This is a genomic window from Prauserella marina (assembly GCF_002240355.1).
GTDB lineage: Bacteria > Actinomycetota > Actinomycetes > Mycobacteriales > Pseudonocardiaceae > Prauserella_A > Prauserella_A marina.
Genome location: NZ_CP016353.1, coordinates 733,161 through 752,080, shown reverse-complemented (window position 1 = coordinate 752,080; position 18,920 = coordinate 733,161). Strand labels below are relative to the sequence as shown.

Here is an 18,920-nt window from a genome sequence, read left to right as displayed (position 1 = left end):
CGGCGCGCGACAATCCACGGAGGCCCCCGGGTCACCGGAAGTCCCGCGACCGTTGAGTGATCCGCATCGGCAGGTGTTGCAACCGATCGGCGAGCAGGCTCACGACACCATCCGCTTTTTCGACGACACCCCTGACAAGTAACGCCGGGCTGGACCGGGCGATCCGGTGATAGCGCTGCCACAACCCGGCGGTGCAGATGACGTTCACCATCCCCGTCTCGTCCTCGATGTTGATAAACGTGATCCCGCCCGCGGTCGCCGGCCGCTGCCTGTGCGTGACAGCACCTCCGATGAGCACCCGCCTTCCGTCTTCGACATGCCGCAAACGTTCCGCCGTCACGACACCGAGCGCGTCAAGCCGGTCGCGAATGAACTGTGTCGGAAAGCTGTCAGGAGAAAGCCCGGTAGCCCACACATCGGCTGCGGCGTGATCGATGTCGTCCATACCCGGCAACGTGGGTGCCGCGACACCGGGAGTGCTGCCGGGAATCTTCTCCGGCCGTTCCTCGGCGACAGCACCGGCCGCCCACAGCGCTCTACGGCGATCCTGTTCGAAACAACCGAACGCTCCCGCCGTTGCCAGCGCTTCGACCTGCGGCGTGGTGAGCCGCACTCTCCGCGCGACGTCAGCCATGTCCCGGAAAATGCCCCCGTCGTCGCGTTCCGCGACGAGCCGTTCCGCGAGCCGGCCACCGATGGTCCGGATCGTACCGAGTCCGATGCGAACAGCGAGTCCGGAACCGTTTTCTCCCAGCGGTTCCAGCGTCGCGTCGGGGAGGCTCGCGTTGACATCGGGACCGCGCACCGTCACCCCGTGCCGCCGCGCGTCGGCCACGAGCGACTGCGGGGAATAGAACCCCATCGGTTGCGCGCGGAGCAACCCGGCGCAGAAAGCCTCTGGGTGGTAGTACTTGAAGTACGCGCTGGCGAAAACAAGTCCGGCGAAGCTCAACGCGTGACTTTCGGGGAAACCGAAGTTGGAGAAAGCCCGCATCTTCTGGAAAATGCGCTCGGCCATCCGCTCATCGACCCCGTTGCGTGCCGCGCCTTCGTAGAATCGCTGCCGCAACCGTTCCATCTTGCGGCCAGAACGCTTGGCGCCCATGGCATGCCGCAGCTCGTCGGCCTCCGCGGCGGTGAAACCCGCGACATCGAGCGCGATCTGCATCATCTGCTCCTGGAACAACGGCACACCAAGCGTCTTGTCCAGCGCGTTGGCCAGCAGCGGATGATCGTGTTCCCACTTCTCCTTCTTGGTATAGCGCCGGATGTAGGGATGCACGGAGCCACCCTGGATCGGCCCCGGCCTGATCAGCGCGACCTCGATGGCGAGAGCGTAGAAGTTTCTCGGGGCAAGTCTCGGCAACGTGGCGAGCTGCGCCCTGCTTTCCACCTGGAAGACACCGATCGCGTCAGCCCTGCACAACATGTCGTAGATGTTCTGGTCCTCGAGGGGCATTCTGCTGAGATCGACCTCCACCCCTTCGTGCTCGCGGACCAGGTCGATCATGTAATGCAGCGCGGACAGCATCCCGAGCCCGAGCAGATCGAACTTGACCAAACCGACCGAAGCGCAGTCGTCCTTCTCCCATTGGAGAACACTGCGATTCTCCATCCGCGCCCATTCGATGGGGCACACCTCGCTCACCGGGCGATTGCAGATCACCATCCCACCGGAATGGATGCCGAGGTGTCTTGGGAAATCCTCAAGCGAGGCCGCCATGGCGAGAACCGGCTCGGGGATGTCGTGGTCGCTCTCCGATCGCGTGGCGCGCAACGGCCCCCACCTGTCGATCTGCTTGCTCCAGGCGTCCTGCTGTCCCGGTGAATGGCCGAGCGCCCTCGCCGCGTCGCGGACAGCGGAGCGCGCCCGGTAGGTGATCACGTTGGCGACCTGCGCCGTGCACAGCCGCCCGTACTTCTCGTAGACGTACTGAATGACCTTCTCCCGCCGATCGGATTCGATGTCCAGATCGATGTCGGGGTAGCCGTCCCTGTCCGGAGCGAGGAACCGTTCGAACAACAGGTTCCACTCGACCGGGTCGATCTTCGTGATACCCAGCGCGTAGCACACGGCGGAGTTGGCGGCCGAACCTCTTCCCTGACACAGGATGTCATTTTCATCGCAAAATCTCACGATGTCCCAGACGATCAGGAAGTAGCCGGGAAATCTCCGCTCCTCGATGACTTTCAGCTCGTGCTCGATCTGCCGGTACGCCTTGTCGTTCTTCCCGCCCTCCGCGCCGTACCGCCGGGCCGCGCCGAGCAGCACCTTCTCGCGCAACAGGGAAGCCTCGTCGTAGCCCTCCGGCACCTCGTACGGTGGTAACTCGGGCGCGACCAGCTTGAGGTCGAACGCGCATTCGGCGCCGAGCAAAGCCGAACGTTGCACCGCACCGGGGTAACGCGCGAATCTCGCCGCCATTTCCGCGCCCGACCGCAAATGCGCGGTACCGGCCGATGGCAGCCAGCCCTCCATCTCGTCGAGCCCTCTCCTGGCCCTGATGGCCGCGGCCACCTGCGCGAGCCGCGCGCGATCCGGGGTCGCGTAGTGCACGGCGTTGGTGGCGACGGTCGGAACCCCGAGTTCGGCCGCGATCTCGGCGAGCGCGTCGTTGTGGGTGCTGTCGAGTGGTCTGCCGTGGTCGATCAGCTCGACGTAGACGTTCCCGGTGCCGAACCGGTCGACCAGAGACCGAAGTTCCACCGCGGCGGCTTCTTTACCGTGAGCGGTCAGTGCCGTGCGCACCGCTCCCTTGCGACAGCCGGTGAGAACGGCGCAGTTTCCGGACACCTCGGCCGCGATGGCGTCCAGGTCGTACACCGGTCTCCCCTTTTCGGCTCGCTCCGACGCGGGCAGGTCCTTGTCGTGTCCGCGAAGCTGGCCCGCCGTGATGGCCCTGCACAGGCTCGCGTACCCGTCCTGTCCCTTCGCCAGCAACAACAGGTGCTCGCCCTCCGGGTCGGCGACCCCGTTCTGGGGCCCGGAAAGGCCGAGGCTGAGCTCGGTACCGAACACGGTCCGGATACCGACCTCCCTCGCCGCTTCCGCGAATCTCGCCACCCCGTACATGCCGTCGTGATCCGTGATGGCGACGGCGTCGAGCCCGAGTCGCGCCGCCTCCTCGACCAGTTCCTCGGGGTGGCTGACCCCGTCGAGGAAACTGAAATTGGAATGGCAGTGCAGTTCGGCGTAGGGGGTCCGGGGAATCGCGCCGCCACCGTCGTCACCACGCGACGACAGGTCGGCCGGCCGGAGATAGCGCTCCCTGTGCCGTCCCCACGCGGGACTGTCGTTGCCGTCCCCCTCCGGTACGACAGGTTCCGTTCCGCCGTCCAGCGTGCGGGAGAGATCCCGCCACGGGACGGGAGGATTACCGAACCCCATGCCGGCTACTCGTGGTTCTCCGGCGACGACCGTGGCACTGGAACGGCGGGAAAGCCGGTGACTTGCCGCACCGGCGAGTCCACCGGCAGATACCACGGGTCGGCGGGACTCTCCGCCCACAGCCATTCGACCCGTCCCTGGAAGAACTCCTCGTCCACTAGTCGTACATCCCTTCTACTGTCCACAACGGACTCCGCTTTTCCTGCCAGTTCAGCAACAGGGCGATGGGGTTGGCCCCGGAAAGCACGACCTGGAGCCGTGCGCAGGTAGCCGCCCCTTCCGGTGCCCACCACTTCGCGAGAACCCGCCACGGTCCCGCCCAGCCGAGGACGTCCCGCGCGCCACCTCCGTCGATCGCCACACTGCGCGGCGCACCGGTGAGCACGCACCGGTCGGTGACGCTGACCTGCTCACCGTTCTCGTCGGCGACGATCACCGGAATGATCTCGTCGAAAATGGTCGCCGGTGAAAGGCCGGGAAGCCGTTCCGGCCACGGCGCGGCCTCTCGCCCCTCCGTTGTCCGCGGGTCTCCCCACGGGACCATCCTCACTCGTTGCGCGGGCCCGCTTCCGCCATCAGGAACCGCGGTGAAAACACTGTCGGGCCCCAGCAGGCCCTGGACATGAACAAGCGCACGACCGGCTCGTTCCGACTCGGGGGTGTGCTCTCCTTCCCCTCCGCCCTGCCACAGTCCGAGTTGCAGGGAATGCCCCTCGACCGTTTCCTCCGGTTCGAGCCGAAGCTCGGCGACCCCCGACGTCGGGCGGATTCCGTCCCCTTTTCGCAACCAGCCCTCGAATTGCCAGCGAACCCGGTCCGCGATGCCCTCGGGAGTGAGCGGCCCGGCACAGCGCCAGATTCTGCTGAGTTCCTCCCCGTTTTCCGTCGTGGCATGGATTCCCAGCCTGGTACAGGCAAGGCCGCGAGTGGCAAGCCCCTCATGGAACCGGCCCGCGAGCGTCTTGGCCATGAACGCCGCGGCATCGATCCGATCGAGTACGGGGTCGAAAGTGGTCGTGACAGCCAGTTCGGGAGGAGGGCGCCGCCGCTGAGGCGGACGCTCGTCGCGGCCACGCGCCAACCGGTGAGCCAGCAGACCCGCACTGCCGAAGCGGGACACCACATCCCGCTCGGGTAGCGCGGCGAACGCCCCCAGGGTACGAATCCCCAAGCGACGTAACAGGTCGACGAGCTCACCCCGTTCGGTGCCCGGCTGATCGAGCTCGGTCACACTCAGCGGAGCCAGGAACGCACCACCCGCGCCGCGCGCGACCAACACCGAACGGTGCGCGGCCAGCGTCGCCGCGAACATCCCGTCGGCGACACCGACCTGACACTCCGCCCCCGTGGCACTGGCAACGCGGTCGGCAAGCAACTCGACAAGCCGGTCCTCACCACCGAAGTAGGCCGAGGCACCGCTGATGGGCACGGCGACCACTCCCGGCCGGACAACCTCGACCCCGACGATGAGTTCCTCCACCGCCGCGGCGACCGGTTCGAACAACCGCGCGTCCCGGCCGGGGTCCTCGGCGAAGACCTCGACGTCAGGGCACCGCGCCTGCGCCTCCCTCCTCCGCATGCCCCTGCGCACACCGTTGCTTCTCGCGACGGCCGAACACGCGACGACCCTGTTCCCCGCGAACACGGCGGCGGGCAGGTGCGCCGGAACCCCCGCCGTCGCGGCCGCGGCGACCACCGGCCAGTCGGGGCACCACAACACCAGCATTCTGCTGATCGGCGGCCCTTCCCTGCTTCCGGAGTCCACAATGGAGTGTTCCGCGCCCTCGACGGCTCCCTCATTGTCCGGTACCCACGCGAGGTCACCGTCTTCTCTTGTCATCCGGCCCGCACCCCTTGTCTCATGTCCGAGGGGCCGACCGCCGCGCCCTCACTTCCGCCCGTCACCGCCCCCGCCTCGCCGGGGAGCAACAGAGAGGACCGGACGGGCTTGGCCGCGGCTCCCCTGCCCGCGACGTCCACCACCACTTCCCTCTCCCTCAGGTAGCCATGCCCAGCCCTGAGCCCCGACAGCCGCACCGGCGTACACCGCAACTCCACATCGGCACCCGGCCACGGGCCGAGCGACAACAACACCGCACCACGGCCACGAGCACGAGTGGACAGCCTGCGGGCCGTCCTGGTGTCGCCGAACCTGCCTGGTGGCCCCGCGACGACAAGGTCGACGCCGTCGAGCAAGGCTGCGGTGACCGAGGCAAAATCCGCGCCTGGCCTCGGTACGAAGGCAAGCCGGTCTGTCCGCACCCCGAACTCACCCGCGGCTGCGACCCCGAACCGGGGAACACCGACCACCGCAGCCCACGCCCCCGCCGACGTCGCCTCCGCGAGCAACGCGAACAACAACGAGGTCGCCCCGCGAACAGCCACCGTGCTGCCCCGCCGCAGCCCTCCCCAAGGCAGAAAGCCGGACAGCGCGGGTAGCACCGGCAACACCTGACCGGTGCTTCTGGCGTGTTCCCCGGCGGCGGCGACCCTGCTCGCCGTGCTCACCCCCGGAAGCGCGGCCAAGCGCGTCACGGTCGCGTTCGAACTCCCCGCCCGCCCGCTGGAGACAACGGCGGGAACCCCCGCTACCGGCCTCGATCCCTTGGGCCACGCGGCAGGAACCTCGGCCACCGTCGTGCCAGACATCGAGTACCACCTCCCCCTCACGGCCGCGCGAGTACGTTCACGTCAAGAACACGCGTACGTGTTCACAGCACGCCGCGGGGAGACGGCGATTACTGATTCAGTCGAACATCTGTTCGACTTCTTCAGTCAACACGGCCCCCGTCCCCTTGTCAAGAACGACATGTCGGAGGGGGATGGAATCCTGCTGACATGGCGAAACCGTCAATCGCGAGCGGGCACGACGAACGAGCCACCGAGGACCTGTTGCGGGACATGGCACCGAGGATCCTCGCGGCATTGATTCGCCGGTTCGGCGATTTCGCCACCGCAGAGGACGCGGTCCAGGAAGCACTGCTCGCCGCCGCCACGCAGTGGCCGGAGGAGGGCATGCCAACCAACCCGGAGAACTGGCTGATCCGGGTGGCTTTTCGCAGGATGACCGACCTGCTGCGCGCGGAACAGGCCAGGCAGCGCAGGGAGAACGCCGTCGCGGCGCGCATCCCCGCCGACGAGCACCTCGCTCCCGCCGCCGACCAGCGGAAGCGGTCGGCCGCCGACGACACCCTCACCCTGCTGTTCCTGTGCTGCCATCCGGTACTCACGCCCGCATCGCAGATCGCGCTGACCCTTCGCGCCGTCGGCGGTCTCGGCACGGACGAGATCGCCAGGGCCTTCCTCGTGCCGGAAACGACGATGGGCCAGCGCATCAGCAGAGCAAAACAGCGCATCCGGGCATCGGGCAGCGAATTCCGGATGCCGGAGCAGCGGGAACGCCCGGCGCGGCTGCGCGCGGTGCTGCACGTGCTGTACCTGATCTTCAACGAGGGCTACACGGCGACGTCAGGGCCCACGTTGCGGCGCGGAGAACTGGCGGTCGAGGCTATCCGGCTCACGCGCGTGATCCACCACCTGCTGCCCGATGAAGGCGAGGTCGCGGGCTTGCTCGCGTTGATACTGCTCACCGATGCCAGACACGCGGCCCGCACCGGCTCCGACGGCGAACTGATCCCGATGGCGGAGCAAGATCGCGGCCGATGGGACCGGGCCCTCATCGCGGAAGGAACCGAACTGGTCACCGACGCGATGGCCCGCACGAGGCTCGGTCCTTACCAGCTACAAGCCGCCATCGCGGCGCTACACGGCGAGGCCGCGACCGCGGAGGAAACCGACTGGCGGCAGATCCTCGCGCTGTACCGGCTGCTGGAACGATTCGCGGACAACCCGATGGTCACGCTGAACCACGCGGTCGCCATCGCCATGGTGCACGGCCCCGAGGCGGGACTCAGCCATTTGACGACGCTGGACGGCGACGACCGCATCGCCGGTCACCACCGGCTCGCCGCGGTCAGGGCGCACCTGCTTGACCTGGCGGGCGACCAGGGCGCGGCGGAGTGCTACCGGCTCGCGGCCAAAAAGACGTCCAGCGCACCCGAGCGGCGGCATCTCGAAGCACGCGCGGCCGAGGTGGAGGCGAAACATTCGTAGCAGCGCTGTTATATTAGCGCTGTGACATTTTGGAGAGCCGGAACCCGGAACGTTTCGCCCAGCTCGCGATGAAGCGGCACATTCGCCTCCTCGACAGCAGGCCGCTACGCACGAGCCGCCCCTTCCGCGACCTGTGGATCGGTTCGTCATGTGGCGCGCTCGGCCAGCAGATCGCCGTCGTGGCCGTGCTCGCCCAGGTATGGGAACTCACTCGCAGTCCACTGTGGACGGGTGCCATCGGCATCGCGACGGCCGTGCCCATGCTCGTGTTCGGCCTCGTCGGAGGGACCCTCGCCGACACGTTCGACCGGCGCGCGCTTGTCAGGGTGTCGACAGCGGGACAACTGCTCACCGCGACCGGGCTCGCCGTCCAGGCCGCGACGGGCAACGCGTCCGTGTTGCTGCTGCTCGCACTCGTCTCGGCTCAAGCAGGCTGCGCCGCGCTCGGCGCACCGGCAAGACGCACCTTCCCGGTAAGACTGCTTCCCGCCGACCAGGTCGCGGCGGGGCTCGCCTTGCAGAACGTCGCGTTCCAGGCGGCCATGCTGCTCGGTCCCGCGCTGGCGGGCGTCGTGATCGCGCAATGGCACTTCACCGCCGCCTACCTGCTGGAGGCGGGCACGGTCCTCATCGCGCTCGTCACCGTCATCCGGCTGCCCGCGATGCCACCGCCGAGACCGGACGAGCGTTCCCGGCGGCCCGCGCGCGGCGGATGGCGGATCATCGCCAGGCGGCCCGCTCTGTCCGGCTCCTTCGCAACCGATCTCGCGCAGACGCTGCTCGCGATGCCGATCGCGCTGTTCCCGCTCGTCAACGAGATCCGGTTCGACGGCAATCCGCGCACCCTCGGGCTGTTCCTCACCGCGATCGCCGTCGGCGGCATCACCGCAGGCATGTTCTCGGGGACCTTCACCCGGATACGCCGCAGTGGAGTCGTACAGCTCGCCGCCGCGTTCTGCTGGGGAGCCGCGCTGGCCGGTTTCGGCGTGGCAGGCCCGCTATGGCTCGCGCTGGCCTTGCTCGCCGTCGCGGGAGCGGCGGACACCGTCTCTGTGATCACTCGCGGCGCGATCGTGCAGCTCGAAACCCCCGACAAGTACCGGGGCAGGGTGTCGTCGGTCGAGCACGTCATCGGCGTCGCGGGCCCCGAGGCCGGCAACTTCAGGGGTGGGTTCGTCGCGTCGCTGACCTCGGCTTCGTTCGCGCTCGTCGCGGGCGGCCTCGCGGCGGCGCTCGCGGTCGGCGTCATCGCCGCGACGAACCGGTCCCTGCGTGCCTACCGAACCCCGGCCCCCGAACCGCGGTTAGCGGGCTAAACGCGGTACTTGCGCACGCTAAGCAACCGGGCGACCTGGGATGACGGTACGTGGCTCAGTGAGCGAAATGCCGGGTTCCGGTGAGGTACATGGTGACTCCCGCGGCCTCGGCGGCGGCGATCACCTCGGCGTCCCTCACCGAGCCACCCGGCTGAACCACCGCACGCACACCGGCGTCGAGCAGCACCTGTAGACCGTCGGGGAACGGGAAGAACGCGTCGGAGGCCGCGACCGAGCCTTTGACCCGCTCACCCGCGCGCCGCACGGCGAGCCGAGCGGAATCGACCCTGTTCACCTGGCCCATCCCGACGCCGATCGTGGCCAGATCGCTCGCGAGCAGGATCGCGTTGGACTTCACCGCGCGAATCGCCCTCCACGCGAACACCAGGTCGGCCAGCACGTCCTCGCCGACCGGCTCACCCGTCGCCAACGTCCAGTTGGCGGGGTCGTCCCCCGGCGCGTCGATCCTGTCCGCGGCCTGCACGAGCACCCCGCCGGAAATCGGCCGCAGTTCCAACTCGCTCGGATCGGCCGGCTCAGCCAGTTTCAGCAGCCGGATGTTCTTCTTCCTCGTCAGCACATCAAGCGCGGCCGCCTCGAAATCCGGGGCGAGCACGACCTCGGTGAACACGTCGGCGATCTGCTCAGCGGTCTTGAGATCGACCGTCCTGTTGCTGGCGATGACGCCGCCGTAGGCGGAGAGTGGATCGCAGGCGTGCGCCTTCCGGTGCGCGTCGGCCACGTCCGCGCCCACCGCGATACCGCACGGATTCGCGTGCTTGATGATCGCGACGGCCGGCTCGGAGAAGTCATAGGCCGCACGCCTCGCGGCGTCGGTGTCGACGTAGTTGTTGTACGACATCGCCTTGCCGTGCAACTGCTCAGCGTGCGCGAGCCCGCCACGTCCCCCGCGATAGACCGCGGCGGCCTGGTGCGGGTTCTCGCCGTAGCGCAGCACGGCACCCCGCTCCCAGGTCGCTCCGAAGAAACCGGGGAAACCCGAATCATCGGCAGGGGCGTAGTCCTCCGCGAACCACGTCGCGACGGCGGCATCGTAGGACGCGGTGTGCGCAAACGCTTGCGCGGCGAGCTGACGGCGCTGCGCGAGGTCGAAGCCTCCGGCGCGCACCTGCGCAAGAACCCAGTCGTAGCGTCCTGGGTCGACCACGACGGCTACCGAACCGTGGTTCTTCGCGGCGGCCCTGACCATCGCGGGCCCGCCGATGTCGATGTTCTCGACGCACTCGTCCTTGGTCGCGCCCGAAGCGACCGTATCGGCGAACGGGTAGAGATTCACGACGAGCAATTCGAACGGCGCGATGTCGAGCGCGGCAAGCTGCTCGACGTGATCAGGACGCTGCCTGTCGGCGAGCAACCCCGCGTGCACCTTGGGGTGCAACGTCTTGACCCTGCCGTCGAACGACTCGGGAAAGCCCGTCACCTGCTCGACCGGAGTGACCGGAACACCGGCGTCCGCGATGGCCTTCGCCGTTCCCCCCGTCGACACGATCTCAACCCCGGCAGCATGCAAGCCGGTCGCGAGCTCAAGCAGCCCCAGCTTGTCCGACACACCGATCAACGCACGCCGTACCGGTCGCTGCCCAGCGCCAGGAGCCTGCTCGCTCACGACAACCTCACCTTTCGTCCTTCGACCGTGCATCCAGCACGACCCAACTGCTCGATCACGTCGACGAGAAGCCGCCGTTCCACCACTTTGATGCGCTCATGCAGGCTGGCTTCGTCATCGTCGGCTTCCACCGGCACCGCCCGCTGGGCGATGATCGGACCGGTGTCCACTCCCGCGTCGACGAAATGCACGGTCGAACCGGTGACTTTGACCCCGAGCTCCAGCGCGTCCTCGACTGCGCGGATACCGGGAAAGGCCGGCAACAGCGCTGGATGGGTGTTGATGACCCTGTTCGGGAATCGTTCCAGGAACCGCGAGCCGAGAATCTTCATGAAACCGGCGGAGACCACGAGGTCAGGGCGGTAGGCGGCGACCGCCTCGGTCAGCGCCTTGTCCCACGCCGCGCGATCGGGATGGTCACTCATCTTGACGGTGAACCAGGGGATTTCGGCGCGCTCGGCCCTTTCCAGTGCCGCGATGCCGTCTCTGTCCGCCCCCACGGCCACCACCGTGGCCGGATAGGACGGCTGCCCCGCGGCGTCGAGTACCGACTGCAGAAGGGTCCCCGAGCCCGACGCGAGTACCACCAACCGGACCGGCGTGGGCAACTCCAGCCTGCTATCCAGAACGGACTCCTCGGGGGCGGTGCACACACGGGCACATCACTTGACCTGGTGACAACACCATAAACGCCGCGAAGTCGATCTTGGCTACGAGGGCGGCGGATCAGTCGCGCACGTCACCGTCGTGGTTCCGCGTGTCCTCCGGCCCGTCCGCGGTGTCCGTCTCCGTGGACTCCGGCACGTCGGGCAACTCCTCCACCACCGTGACATCACCGGTAACGAGCCGCTCGGCGATATCCGTGCCGTCCACGTCTTCCACCTCGGCTGCATCCGTGTCGTCGATGTCGTCGATGTCGTCGTCAGTGTCGACCACGTCATCGGTTTCCTCGGCGGCTGTGCTGTCCTCGCCGTTCTCGCTGTCGTGGCCGTTCTCGCTGTCGTGGCTGGCTTCGGCCTCTTCGGCGGCTTCCTCCACGGCGTCAGTGTCAGTCTCGGTCTCGCTCTCGGCAGCCACACTGGCGACCTTGACGGCCCGCGGCCCGCCGAACCAGGCGGCAATCCCACCGGGTACCGCGATCCACAGGAACGCGGCGATCGACAGCACCCCCAACGGCACCGAAACCGGATCGAGAGCGCCGCTCCCAAGGCGCCCTCCGGCCAAGGTGCCGATCACCACCGTGCCGAATCCGACAAGCGCGCCGGCCACGCCAACGGTCCGCAACCGGACCATCGGATTCTCGTGACTCTTCCGCAGCGACCAGCCGACCAGCGCCCCTGCCATGGTCGGCAACACCAACAGCACCGGCCACCAGGCGGCCTGCTGCTCCGGCAAACCAGCCAGCAACGGAACCCCCGGCACAGGACCCCCGCTGAACGCGAACGGCGCCACGGTCACCGAACCGATCGAAAACCCAGGCCCCGTCACAAAACCCAGACTGAGCACCATCGCGTTGGGCAAGTAACCCAAGCACAGCAACAACATTCCCACGCCGCTGCCGACTCCGTCGGCGTTGGCAGCGAACAGACTCCGGACGGTCGGGGCGGACAGTGCCGTCGCGAGCAGGAAGGTCACCGCGCCCGCACAGAGCAGCGCGGCAAGCCCCAGCACCCCAGCACGCATCCCGCGCAGCGCGACCGGGTCGAGATGGTTCCTCGCCGCCGTGACGAATCCACACCGGCTCGCGACGCCCAATGCCGCCGCGGCCGCGGACACCAGGGCCGGAACGAGGAAAGCGGCAAGCGGCTCGACCCCCAGCTCACCGCCGGCCAGCACCGAAATCGCGATTCCTGCCAGCGCGTGCGCGGCGGCGATGACCCCGATGATGAGCCCCGACTGTCCCGGCTCGGTACAGCGGAGACGCTGCGCCGTGCTCGCGGCGGTTCTGGCGATCAGGAAACACACGCCCACCGTCGGCAACAGCGGAAGCACGCCAAGCGGCGCCCCGCCGATGTCGAGAGGAACCTGGTAGGCAGCAAGCCAGCCGGGCCCGGCGCTCAACACGACACCGAGCGGAGAGAACTCCGCCTGCGAAGCGGTGGCGGTCACGACGGCGAATACGGCGGCCACCACCGCGTATCCGGCGACGAGGGGACTCAGCGCGGCGGCGGCCAGCGCTCGGCAACGAACGCCGCGGGACACTCTCTCACCTGTGTCCGCGACCGCGGCACGTTGATCCACGGTGAGCAGGTCCATCTCGCGACCCTCGCACCCTGGTTGGACCGTACGGGTGAGCCACGCCGCCGACACCCGATGACGACGCCCACACCCCACCCGGTCGGGTCACCCTCGCAACGAAAAGCGCCCGCGACGAATCCGTCGCGGGCGCTTCCCAGGCAATTGATCAGCCGTTGGACTGGCCGAACCCTCCCGGCGGGGTGCCAGGCTGGTTCTGCTGTCCACCTTCCTGCTGCTGTTGTTGCTGTTGCTGCTGCTGGAAGAACTGGCCCTGCTGCGGCGCGTACTGAGTCTGCTGCCCCGGCTGCTGGGAAGAGACCGGCTGCACGAACTTCGTCTGCTGCGGAGCGGAACCGGTCTGGTCGACAGGCTGCTGCTGCCCTGGCTGCTGCTGGCCGTACTGCTGCTGCGGCGCGTAACCGGCCTGCTGCCCGTAGGCACCTGGCTGGCCGTACGGCGAAGCGGCCTGCGGTGACGGCGGCTTGATGATGTTGTTCTCCAGCAGGTAACCGGCGATGGCGGCGAGCATCTGCAAGATGCCGAAGATCAGGATCATGACGCCACCGGCCTGGAGGTCACCGGGGAACTGGAACACGGTGAACAGGAACGTCAGCACACCGCCGACCGCGAAGATCGCGGGCCACGCGCCCGGCTTCTGGTCTCCGGGCAGGATACCGACGAGAGCGGCGAGCCCGCTGATCAGCAACGGCAGCACGATCCAGCCGAAGCCCACGGCGTATACGCCCTGGTCACCACCCAGGTTGGCGAAGCCGAGGAACAGGTTCAGGACGCCGAGTCCAGCCGTCACCAGGAAAAGGATCTGCGGCAGACCGAGCTTCATGCCACCCCCCGTGGAGGGTGTCGCACCGGAATACGGCTGTTGCGGCTGCTGCGGGCCTTGCCCCGGGAATCCACCCGGCGCGCCGCTCGGGAAGGTCATCCGTGTCTCCTGTCGTGTTCTTGCTCTAACGCGCGGTCAGTCCTGGTCAGCCGCCTTGCGCGGAGGCCGGAACGCACTCGCGGGCAGTCCAGGCCGCAGCGGTACGCGACATTAGCGCATGGCCGCTCAGGCGGCGCCCGGCCTTGGACGCCTCACCCGAGCATTCGGTTTCATGTCCGCCCATAATGACGTACGCCCCACAACGACCAGGGGCCGGGCGTGTGGCCCGGCCCCTGGTCGTTGTGTAGGTGTCAGGTCGTGCCCGACAAACCCATAGCAGAGGTTTGTCCGACCTTGGTCTAGAGGTTTTTGTAGAGTTCGCGGGCGAGTTCGGCGGTTTCGGTGGGGGTTTTGCCGACTTTGACGCCTGCGTTTTCGAGTGCTTGTTTTTTGGCTTGGGCGGTGCCGGTGGAGCCGGAGACGATGGCGCCGGCGTGGCCCATGGTTTTGCCTTCGGGGGCGGTGAATCCGGCGACGTAGCCCACGACGGGTTTGGTGACGTGGTGGGTGATGTAGTCGGCGGCGCGTTCTTCGGCGTCGCCGCCGATTTCCCCGATCATGACGATGATGTCGGTGTCGGGGTCGGCTTCGAAGGCTTCCAGCGCGTCGATGTGGGTGGTGCCGATGATGGGGTCGCCCCCGATCCCGACGGCGGTGGAGAAGCCGATGTCGCGCAGTTCATACATCATCTGGTAGGTCAGAGTGCCGGATTTGGACACCAGCCCGATCCTGCCGGGGCCGGTGATGTCGGCGGGGATGATCCCGGCGTTGGACTTGCCCGGGGAAATCACCCCCGGACAGTTCGGGCCCACGATGCGGGTCTTGTTCCCGGTGGCGACGGCGTGGGCCCAGAAGTAGGCCGAGTCGTGCACGGGGATGCCCTCGGTGATGACCACGGCCAGCCCGATCTGGGCGTCGATGGCCTCGATCACGGCGTCTTTGGCGAACCGGGGTGGCACGAAGATCACCGACACGTCCGCGCCGGTGGTTTTCATCGCCTCCTCCACCGTGGCGAACACGCTCAACTCGGTGCCGCCGATGGTGACGGTGGTGCCGGCCTTGCGGGCGTTGACCCCACCGACGATGTTCGCGCCGGCGGCCAGCATCTTCGTGGCGTGTTTCGTGCCCTCCGACCCGGTCAAACCCTGCACGATGATCTTGGAATGCTCATTCAGGAAAATCGACATCGCTCACGCACCCGCCGCCGCTAGCTGGGCGGCCTTGTCCGCCGCACTGTCCATCGTGTCCACCACAGTCACCAGCGGATGCGCCGCCGCCGCCAGGATCTGCCTGCCCTGCTCCACATTGTTGCCATCCAGGCGCACCACCAACGGCTTGGACGCCTCATCACCCAGCAGGCGCAACGCCTCCACAATCCCGGTCGCCACCGCATCACACGCGGTGATCCCACCGAACACATTCACAAACACACTACGCACCGACGGATCACCCAGGATCACATCCAACCCCGCGGCCATCACCTCCGCCGACGCGCCACCCCCAATATCCAAAAAGTTCGCCGGAGCGACCCCACCATGACGCTGCCCCGCATACGCCACCACATCCAGAGTCGACATCACCAAACCAGCACCATTACCAATAATGCCGACCTGGCCCTCCAACTTCACATAATTCAACCCCTTGGCCTTGGCCTTAGCCTCCAACGGATCCTCCGCCTCGGCATCCACCAACTCCGCATGACCCGGATGCCGGAAACCCGCATTCTCATCCAGCGTGACCTTGCCATCCAACGCCACAATCCGATCCTGGGGATCCCGCACCAGCGGATTGACCTCCACCAACGTGGCATCCTCAGCCACAAACGTCTCCCACAACTTCACCACCACATCCGCGGCCTCCTCCCGCACCCGCTCCGGGAACCGCGCCTGCGTCACAATCTCCAACGCCCGCGCCCGATCCACCCCCACAATCGGATCCACCGCAACCCGCGCCAACGCCTCCGGACGCTCCACCGCCAACTGCTCGATCTCCACACCACCCTCAGCAGACGCCATCGCCAAAAACGTCCGCTGAGCCCGATCCAGCAAAAACGAGAAGTAATACTCCTCCGCGATATCCGAAGCCACCGTCACCAACACCCGACGCGTCACATGACCCTTGATATCCAAACCCAAAATCTGCTCAGCCCGCTGGCCAGCCTCCACCGCAGAACCAGCCAGCTTCACACCCCCAGCCTTACCCCGACCCCCAGTCTTCACCTGCGCCTTCACCACCACAGGGCCACCAAGACCCTCAGCAACAACACGCGCTTCATCCGCACTAACCGCCACAGCACCCGGCAAAACCGGCACACCATGGGCAGCGAAGAGATCCTTCGCCTGATACTCGTAGAGGTCCACTACTTCAGTCTCCTGACGACACACGCCACTGTGGTTTATTGACAAACCGTGCTGCCGGACGCCCAAGACCCTATCGACCTGGCGCCGAACCGTGGTCTCCACGTCCGGTGAACTCGGTCACCGATAGCCTTCTGAGCTGGGGTCTGTGGCGCAAATCGCGCTTGCCTTCACCCAATTGGCGACATCTGTATCGGTTGCGATAACGGCTACTCGACGGTCATCGAACAATGCGCTCGCTCTGTCGACAATCTCGTCGGCGGAACAGTTGTCGGCATTGTTGTCATAGTCGACTTTGCCTGCCTTCTCAGGGTCGCGGGGCATCTCGGCAATGCCGTTACCGGCATCCCCGTCGACACCCCCGGCCGCGCAGTCACCAACGTTCCCTTCGCAATCGTTTCCGGGACCGACGACGAAGAGCACAACCGCCGGATCCTCTTGCTCGACGGTCGCCACGATCTCCCGAAATGACCTCAACGCGCCCGCGTGGATCACCTCGGCACCCTCATCGCGAAGCGCCCTCGCCACCCTGACGGCGACAACACCCGGCGCCGGCGCCTGACGGTCCACCGCCGTTCGGGCTGATCCGGCGAGTTCGACGAGCACGATCCTCGTCAGCCCCGTGCCCACTGTCACCAGGCACCCCGCTCCGGGCCGGCCCAGACCCATCAGTCCTGTTCCACCGAACGACGAGAGGCCGCGACGGCGATGACCGCCGCGACCAGCGACGCGACAGCACCGGCGAGCGCGAACCAGAACCCGATACCCGGTCCCGCGCCTTCGATTTCGTCACCGCCGAGCGGAAGGGTTGCCGCGTGCAGGCCGAGGACGCACGCGGCGCCCACGAGCATCGCGGCCGCGGGAACCGGCCTGCTGCGCAGCGCGAGCGCGAGCGCACCGAGAACCGTGAGAACCCCGGCGAGCAACCCCCACGACGGGGTGCCGAACTCCGACCACAATCCGGGAGCGACGTAGTCCGGCGCGGAGATGACCGGCGAGCCGAACGCCGCGATCGTGAGCACCCCTGCCGCGACGACGGGAGTCAGCAGGTTCATTCCCGCATCGGACGCCGCGTCGGCGGTGAGTTCGTCGGCATCATCCCGCTCGACGACCCCGGCGACCGCCGAGCAACAGGCCGTGACGACCGCCGCGAGCATCGCCAGCCAGGCCCACAGCACTCCGGGTCCGGCGGAAAGCACCCCGGGGACGCTGGTCGCGGTGATGACAGTGTCGAGCACCGACGTCCCAGCGACCAGAACACCGACCCAGACCACGGACAACGCAGGCCGCACGATCACGGCGACCGCCGGTACGAACATACCGAGGCCGAGCAAGCCCACCGCCCCACCCGCGACGGCGAGCAGTTCGCGCGTGGGGCTTTCCGGCGGAGTCAGGACGCCCGTCGTCGCCAGCTGGGACATGAAGGCACCGGCAAACGCCGACACCGCCGTCAGGACCGCGAACACACCCGTGGCCACCTGCAGCTTCCGCCGCCCCGGTACGCGGACCTCCTCGGTGCCACGTCCCGCGGTGATGCGGCGGCCGGCGTCGGGATTCGTCGCCGCTACGGCGACCAGCGCGATCACGGCGACCAAGGCGACCACCGGTCCGGATGTGACACTGGCGTCGGTCAGCACCAAGCCAGACACCAGTCCTGGCACCGCGATCGCCAGGGTGCCGGTCGCGAGGCCGACCAGTCCGCCCCTGCTGAACGCGCCGTCGCTAGAGGTCATGAAGAACGCGGCTGCGAGCGGGAGCGCGGCGGCCACGGCGAGATAGCCCACGAGCGGCAACGCCGGTCCCTCGAAGGCATTGCGCACGAGCAGATAAAGGTCAGCGGACTCGAACGGCGCCATCAGCAGACCGAAGGCGGCCACCACCGCCGCGACGACCACGACGAGAAGCCAGCGCTGCCGCCATCCGGCCATTCCGGGCAGTCCGCCGTCGCCGGTCGCTGCCCGGCCTCTCACGCCGGGGCCTGATCCGCCCCCTCCGCGTACATCGTCGGCGTGCTCTCCGTTCCCGCCGTTCGTTCGGTCGCCTCCCGCACCGCCGCCAAAGGCGGCATCACCGATCCCGCCGGAACCTCCGAAGCCCTGGCCGGGTTCGCCCGCCTCGCCGAGTTCGCCTGCCGCGCGCACCGCGAACAGCCCCGCGAGCGCCGCCACCGCGTGCCCCGCCACCAGTAACCACAGTCCGGGGCCCTGCGTGTGCGGAAGCAGATCGGCAGGCAGGTACAGCTCAGGCCTGGCCGCCGTCGAAGGATCGGCCACGAATTGCAGATCGAGCAGCACACGACCAGGCGCGAGCACGGCTATGCCCACCAGCACGCCGGCGGCCATGCCCTGCCGTCCTCGCGTGGCGAAGGCCAGCGCGGCGGCGAAGGGCAGCACCGCGAGCACGATCAACATGGGCCCGCTCGCGAAACCACGTTCCGTCCCGGCCACCACTGGCAGGACGCTCCCCGCGGCGAGCAGGACCGTGGACACTCCCGAAGCGCCGAGCGCCGCCAGCAGCGACACCGGTCGCCGTTCCGTCTCGACGAGTACGCGCGAACTCACCAGCGCCCACCTCGACGCGGTTGCGCTCGATATCCGGGCCCGTGCATCGGCTCACCTCGACCTGTCGCGACCGTGCGTCCCTCACCGCCGTCCGGCGGTCACCACCCCTGTGGGGCTTCGCCCGCGTCTCGACGCGCAACGGCCGGTTCGTCCGCTCTGCCTTACGTATTCGTGCGCTCTGCCGCAGCCGACGCTAGCAATGGCAACGAGCCGGATCCGCATTCGCCCGGCGAGCCGGGAATCGTGTCGCTTCGCCACCGGTTGCGCATCTGTAACGCAAGTCACACCAGATGGAGCAACCCCCTTTCTACCTTGCGTCATTCAGTCACCCGCACCCCGGCATGGCCGCCTCGTTCGGCCCACACCGGGGCCGGATCTTG

At 67.7% G+C, this 18,920-nt stretch carries 13 protein-coding genes; 2 read left to right on the top strand and 11 right to left on the bottom strand.

Features of this window, described 5'->3' with window-relative positions:
* Positions 1–31: 31 nt before the first annotated feature.
* From BAY61_RS03315 to BAY61_RS03305, 3 genes are all read right to left on the bottom strand, one after another.
* Positions 32–3,388 carry an error-prone DNA polymerase gene (locus BAY61_RS03315; RefSeq protein WP_091810877.1) on the bottom strand — a complete coding sequence of 1,119 codons (3,357 nt, stop codon included), beginning with the start codon at positions 3,386–3,388 and terminating at the stop codon, positions 32–34.
* Positions 3,389–3,545: 157 nt separating this feature from the next.
* The gene (locus BAY61_RS03310) at positions 3,546–5,114 is read right to left on the bottom strand and encodes a DNA polymerase Y family protein (protein ID WP_091810890.1); all 1,569 of its coding nucleotides are present in this window, start codon (positions 5,112–5,114) and stop codon (positions 3,546–3,548) included.
* A 110-nt stretch (positions 5,115–5,224) separates the two neighbouring features.
* Entirely contained in the window at positions 5,225–6,037 is an 813-nt protein-coding gene (locus BAY61_RS03305) for a hypothetical protein (RefSeq protein ID WP_245865747.1), read from the bottom strand.
* A 189-nt stretch (positions 6,038–6,226) separates the two neighbouring features.
* Between BAY61_RS03305 and BAY61_RS03300 the strand changes: the two genes are divergently transcribed.
* Together BAY61_RS03300 and BAY61_RS03295 are read left to right on the top strand one after the other, a co-directional pair.
* Complete coding sequence (locus BAY61_RS03300; RefSeq protein WP_091810876.1) at positions 6,227–7,501, top strand: RNA polymerase sigma factor; 1,275 nt, start codon at positions 6,227–6,229, stop codon at positions 7,499–7,501.
* Positions 7,502–7,569: 68 nt separating this feature from the next.
* Positions 7,570–8,817: an MFS transporter gene (locus BAY61_RS03295; protein ID WP_091810875.1), complete on the top strand. Its 1,248-nt coding sequence runs from the start codon at positions 7,570–7,572 to the stop codon at positions 8,815–8,817.
* A gap of 55 nt (positions 8,818–8,872) precedes the next feature.
* Here BAY61_RS03295 and purH read toward each other — a convergent pair whose 3' ends face one another.
* From purH to BAY61_RS03255, 8 genes are all read right to left on the bottom strand, one after another.
* Complete coding sequence (gene purH / locus BAY61_RS03290) at positions 8,873–10,477, bottom strand: bifunctional phosphoribosylaminoimidazolecarboxamide formyltransferase/IMP cyclohydrolase (protein WP_091810874.1); 1,605 nt, start codon at positions 10,475–10,477, stop codon at positions 8,873–8,875.
* Positions 10,441–11,058, bottom strand: a complete 618-nt coding sequence (gene purN / locus BAY61_RS03285) for a phosphoribosylglycinamide formyltransferase (protein ID WP_091810889.1) — start codon at positions 11,056–11,058, stop codon at positions 10,441–10,443. The genes purH and purN overlap by 37 nt, the downstream gene beginning before the upstream one ends.
* 112 nt (positions 11,059–11,170) lie before the next feature.
* Positions 11,171–12,646, bottom strand: coding sequence for a cell division protein PerM (locus tag BAY61_RS03280; RefSeq protein ID WP_143021505.1), 1,476 nt, complete (start codon positions 12,644–12,646; stop codon positions 11,171–11,173).
* A 202-nt stretch (positions 12,647–12,848) separates the two neighbouring features.
* Positions 12,849–13,622 (bottom strand): DUF5336 domain-containing protein, encoded by a 774-nt coding sequence (locus tag BAY61_RS03275; RefSeq protein ID WP_091810872.1) that lies wholly within the window; start codon positions 13,620–13,622, stop codon positions 12,849–12,851.
* A gap of 299 nt (positions 13,623–13,921) precedes the next feature.
* Positions 13,922–14,809, bottom strand: coding sequence for a succinate--CoA ligase subunit alpha (gene sucD, locus BAY61_RS03270; protein WP_091802375.1), 888 nt, complete (start codon positions 14,807–14,809; stop codon positions 13,922–13,924).
* A gap of 3 nt (positions 14,810–14,812) precedes the next feature.
* Positions 14,813–15,982 (bottom strand): ADP-forming succinate--CoA ligase subunit beta, encoded by a 1,170-nt coding sequence (gene sucC / locus BAY61_RS03265; protein WP_091802603.1) that lies wholly within the window; start codon positions 15,980–15,982, stop codon positions 14,813–14,815.
* Positions 15,983–16,099: 117 nt separating this feature from the next.
* Positions 16,100–16,615, bottom strand: a complete 516-nt coding sequence (locus BAY61_RS03260; protein ID WP_143021364.1) for a hypothetical protein — start codon at positions 16,613–16,615, stop codon at positions 16,100–16,102.
* A gap of 32 nt (positions 16,616–16,647) precedes the next feature.
* Complete coding sequence (locus BAY61_RS03255; protein WP_091802366.1) at positions 16,648–18,540, bottom strand: hypothetical protein; 1,893 nt, start codon at positions 18,538–18,540, stop codon at positions 16,648–16,650.
* Positions 18,541–18,920 lie beyond the last annotated feature (380 nt).

Coding starts and splice junctions, on each gene's coding strand:
- BAY61_RS03315 (WP_091810877.1), bottom strand. CDS start 3,388: ATGGGGTTCGGTAATCCTCCCGTCCCGTGGCGGGATCTCTCCCGCACG.
- BAY61_RS03310 (WP_091810890.1), bottom strand. CDS start 5,114: ATGCTGGTGTTGTGGTGCCCCGACTGGCCGGTGGTCGCCGCGGCCGCG.
- BAY61_RS03305 (WP_245865747.1), bottom strand. CDS start 6,037: ATGTCTGGCACGACGGTGGCCGAGGTTCCTGCCGCGTGGCCCAAGGGA.
- BAY61_RS03300 (WP_091810876.1), top strand. CDS start 6,227: ATGGCGAAACCGTCAATCGCGAGCGGGCACGACGAACGAGCCACCGAG.
- BAY61_RS03295 (WP_091810875.1), top strand. CDS start 7,570: ATGAAGCGGCACATTCGCCTCCTCGACAGCAGGCCGCTACGCACGAGC.
- purH (WP_091810874.1), bottom strand. CDS start 10,477: ATGCACGGTCGAAGGACGAAAGGTGAGGTTGTCGTGAGCGAGCAGGCT.
- BAY61_RS03275 (WP_091810872.1), bottom strand. CDS start 13,622: ATGACCTTCCCGAGCGGCGCGCCGGGTGGATTCCCGGGGCAAGGCCCG.
- sucD (WP_091802375.1), bottom strand. CDS start 14,809: ATGTCGATTTTCCTGAATGAGCATTCCAAGATCATCGTGCAGGGTTTG.